The organism is Lactobacillus delbrueckii subsp. delbrueckii DSM 20074 = JCM 1012, from assembly GCF_001433875.1.
In the GTDB taxonomy this organism is placed as follows: Bacteria; Bacillota; Bacilli; order Lactobacillales; family Lactobacillaceae; genus Lactobacillus; species Lactobacillus delbrueckii.
In genome coordinates this window covers 1-4,182 of sequence record NZ_AZCR01000087.1, presented here as the reverse complement: position 1 = coordinate 4,182, position 4,182 = coordinate 1, and the positions used below count along the sequence as shown (strand labels likewise).

The 4,182-nt window shown below is 38.5% G+C and carries 4 protein-coding genes; 3 read left to right on the top strand and 1 reads right to left on the bottom strand.

What is annotated here, in order from left to right:
- Positions 1–86: 86 nt before the first annotated feature.
- The 3 genes from FD23_RS08270 to FD23_RS08265 all read left to right on the top strand — a co-directional run bounded on the left by FD23_RS08270 (position 87) and on the right by FD23_RS08265 (position 3,493).
- Positions 87–1,463: a hypothetical protein gene (locus FD23_RS08270; protein WP_231129756.1), complete on the top strand. Its 1,377-nt coding sequence runs from the start codon at positions 87–89 to the stop codon at positions 1,461–1,463.
- Positions 1,464–1,513: 50 nt separating this feature from the next.
- Positions 1,514–1,711: a hypothetical protein gene (locus FD23_RS10790; RefSeq protein WP_230844786.1), complete on the top strand. Its 198-nt coding sequence runs from the start codon at positions 1,514–1,516 to the stop codon at positions 1,709–1,711.
- Positions 1,712–1,882: 171 nt separating this feature from the next.
- Positions 1,883–3,493: an ATP-binding cassette domain-containing protein gene (locus tag FD23_RS08265; protein WP_025896450.1), complete on the top strand. Its 1,611-nt coding sequence runs from the start codon at positions 1,883–1,885 to the stop codon at positions 3,491–3,493.
- Positions 3,494–3,527: 34 nt separating this feature from the next.
- On the opposite strand, the gene FD23_RS08260 is transcribed toward FD23_RS08265, so the two are convergent.
- The gene (locus FD23_RS08260; RefSeq protein WP_230844787.1) at positions 3,528–4,049 is read right to left on the bottom strand and encodes a helix-turn-helix domain-containing protein; all 522 of its coding nucleotides are present in this window, start codon (positions 4,047–4,049) and stop codon (positions 3,528–3,530) included.
- Between the last annotated feature and the right edge of the window lie 133 nt (positions 4,050–4,182).

Here is a 4,182-nt window from a genome sequence, read left to right as displayed (position 1 = left end):
GTTATTAACATTGTAAGGGACAACCCTTCTTTTTTGTTGCCTATTTTCTATTTACACAAGAATTTATACTGAACCAAAATAATGTATTGAAAGTTCAAGATGGTATAGCAATATTTTCAGACAGGCGATATAGAGATTCAAACGTAATTTTTTATAGGTATGGTAGGCTTAAGGGACCGGATAAATGGATTTATAATCCTATTACGAAATTAAAGGAATATAGGGACTATGAGAGTATGGAGTACCGCTTACCAGCTTGGGTTGATGATCCATTTCCAGATAACTCAGATGATAGTAAAACATGTAAATACTTGTTTAAGAAAATTATTCCAACGGAAGGGCTAAATTCTAAGCCTTCAGGAGCTACGTTTTTAGCCCATGTTGCCGGTAGTGAAGAGGAATTTGTCCTAAAAAATGCGCATCCAGGATATATGAACTTGGGGGTAGCATGTACAGATTCGCTGAAGAATGAAGCGGTAAATATAAAGAGAATGATGAAATTCGATTTTATTCCTAATTATATTGCTGATTTTTCAGAAGACGAAGATTATTTTTTATGTGAAGAAAAAAAGTGCGGCCTAAGTGTTGATGACTATCGTGCGGATTCGCACCATAATTTTATTGATAAAAAGTTACGTAAGAAAACAATCAATGACTACAGAAAATCGATTACAGATCTATTGAAAAATGTACAGATACTTCATGATGAAAGGATTTTTTTAGGAGATATATCATCGGAAAATGTTTTAGTAGATCCAGAAACTAACCTTGTAAGTTTTGTAGATTTAGAGCAAAGCGTATTTTTAGAAGATCATTCGAAAATAGCTTTTTTTGCACGTACTGAAGGCTTCTTTGATGAAAATACACCATTTTTAGCCCCAATTGCTCAAGATAATCAACAATTAGCATATTTATTGATATCATTTTTCTGTCGAGGAAATATGTTCTTGTTGATCGATCATAGTGGCGCTATGACAATTAATTTTTTTAAGCAGTATGCGTCAACTCATAATCTTCCAAAAGTTTTTGTCGATGTCATCATGGACTTATTAGAAGATCCAAATCAGCGGTTAGATAATTTGGTTGAAGTGTTAGATAAGATGGATTGTGAGAACCTCTATAATTCCGAAGATTTGGTTTCTTTAGATGACTTTCAATACGAACTTGTTAAATCTGTATATCTGGCCATGATTGATGGAATACAAATTGATGATAAGAAAACTCTTTTCTTTGAGGAAGATACGGATTTAATATTCAATGAGAATATGGTGTCTATCTACAAGGAGTATCTCCAAAAGCCAACGATCTTTAATGATATATTTTTTGAAAAAAAGATGCATAACCATGTTATTTCAGAAGGCAAGAGATTGGTGGAGATGCTTAAGGATGGGGATGAGCGATTAGCGGAAACCTCATTAGTTCAAGTATATGCATTACTCTTGTGTACTATAAAAATTGGATAACGGAATATTCAACATATTTATCACCATATTTTGCTGACGGCACGGCAGGTATGATCAACATTTTGCTAGAATACAGGGAAAAATTTCATGATACCAAATATGATGCGTCGATTCTAGATTTAGTTAATTCTATTTCTCAAGAACATATGCCTAAAAATAGTTCTCTGTATAGAGGATTAGGAAGTTTCATATACGTCCTTCAGAAATTCAAAAAATATTTAAATCAAGCAAACGAGATAATGATATAAGGGAAATGTTTAGGAATCTTCCGTTGTACTCAATTGTTTCTAATGGTAATAGATACATGGTTGATGAGTCGTTTAGGCGCATAAGCTTAGACTTTGCGGATGGAAATGCTGGAATTATATTTTTGATAGAACAAGCTAAGCAAATGGGAATTTTATAGATTTAAAAAGGTTGTGAGTGTTTTGTATTATTCAGATTTTATCAAGGGCAACCGAGTTAGGTTTATCGCGATCATTCTTTTAGTTATTGGCGGCAGCGCGCTTCTGGCCGGCAACAACGCCTTGCTGACACTGCTGGGGGACAGCTTGCGCAAAGGAAACCTGCTGCTTTTCGTGACAATTATCGGGATTAATTTTGTGGTTAATTCCATCGGCAGCAGCTTGTCTTATAGAGCCAATTACTTGTATGACAAACAGACTCAAGAGTATTTCCACAAGCTTCGGTCTGCTGAAGTGGAAAAAATCTACAACAGTGGTAACAAGGCACCAAAAGTTTCCAGCGTTCAGAACAGTTTGACCCAAGATTTAAACATGCTGGGTGAAAATTTCCTGGCTCCATGGCTGAAAATTGCCGCTTGTGGATTGGATGTAGTCCTTTCCTCAATCATCGTCTTTACCTACAGCTGGCTTTTATTGCTGGTAATTCTGCTTCTTGCAGTGTTGATGTTTTTCATGCCTCGATTTTTATCTCCAGCTTTGCAAAAGGCTATGGATGATATTTCTAATGAAAACAAGCGTTATCTCGATATGCTGGAAAAATGGTTTAGCGGTTTGAGCGTTTTGCAGAGATACCACGTCAAGCAGAAGCTTTTGGCGGTGACGACTGCTCAAGGAAAGCGACTTGAAGATGCCAATGTCAGACGGTCCGGCCGGATGCAAGTTGCCAGCGGCGTCAACAATGCCGCAAACGTGTTGTCCCAGGCCTTGATTTTGCTCGTTTCAGGTGTCTTGATTATTACTGGCCGGATGAATTTCGGTGTTTTCTTTAGCATTGGCAACTTTGCCAGCACGATTTTTACTGAACTGGGGGTTGTGGTCAACCAATATACTATTTTGCAGTCAAGCAAGACTTTAAACGCCAAGCTCAGAAAGCAGCTTGCAGTTCAGACCGACCACTTAGAAAAGACTGAAAGTTTGGACCATTTTCAGTCATTGTCAGTTCAAGCCTTGTCTGTAGCTTTTAGTAATGAGGAAAAAATCACTTATCCGGATTTTCAAATCAAGCGGGGAGAAAAAATCTTATTGTCAGGTGACAGCGGGACTGGAAAATCTACGCTTTTTAAGCTGATCCTGCAGGAGTTGCCATTGGCGACTGGAAAGATTTGTTTTAAAAACGAAGCCGGGCAAGAAATTGAGCGGCCAGACCTGTCTCAAATTGGTTATGTTCCGCAAGATCCGGTTCTCTTTCCAGGTACAATCAAGGAAAACATTACAATGTTTAACTCCAAGCTGAATGACCGGGTAATGCATTTTGTTAAGCAGTTGAATTTGGAAAAAGATCTGGCTAAATTCCCGGCAGGAGTAGATACGGAACTCGATCAAGGCAAGCATGCCCTGTCTGGCGGCCAGCGGCAAAAAGTGGTTTTGGCCAGAGCACAGATCCATGACAGTCAGCTGATTTTCATTGATGAAGGCACTTCAGCCATCGATGCACACAATGGCTTGGAAATTCTGCAGAATCTGTTGCAAAACGATGCAACGATTGTTTTTATCGCGCACAACTTGACTGAAGAGATGCGGCAGTTATTTGACCGGGAGATTCATTTGAGCAATACTGCAGGTTAAACGAAAAAGCGGGCAAGTTTGGCTTGTCCGTTTTTTATTCATTGAAATATTTGCTAAAAGCTTTGCGATATTGGCTGGGGGTCATTTTTTTCCAGGCTTTAAAATTACGTTCTAAAACTTTGGCTGAAGAAAAGCCGCAGTAATTGGCAATGTAGGCGACGGAATAGTTTGTACTCAGCAAGAGGTATCTGGCATGCATGAGCCGGACTTGTTTTAAGTATTTGCCTAAAGGAAGTTTAGTCACTTGGCTCAATTCTTTATTTAAAGTCACTTGTGAAATTCTAAAATGTTCAGCAATGCTTTGTGCCGTGATATTGGTGGAAGAGTTGTTGGCGATGTAGGCGATCACCGTGTCAGCCAAAGATTGGTTTGGCGGCGTTGTGACGGCAGTTTTTTCAGTATATTCGCTGTCGATCAGGGCAATCATTTGAAAAAATTCGCTCAAAATTAAAAAGCGGATACTGTCACTGATCGGCTGGTCGACGAGTTCAGCGATGGTAATCAGATTTTTTCTTAACTGCCGGTAGCTGGCTGTATCGCGGCTGATATGGTCCATCTTGATCCGCCAATTTTTACTGGAAGGATATTCTTTTTCTAAAAAATTATTGTCCGCCGATTGTAAAATTAAACTGAACACTGTTCCGATCCAGTAAGAAAAATCGTTTTCACTGGATCAGAGCACAAAAAAT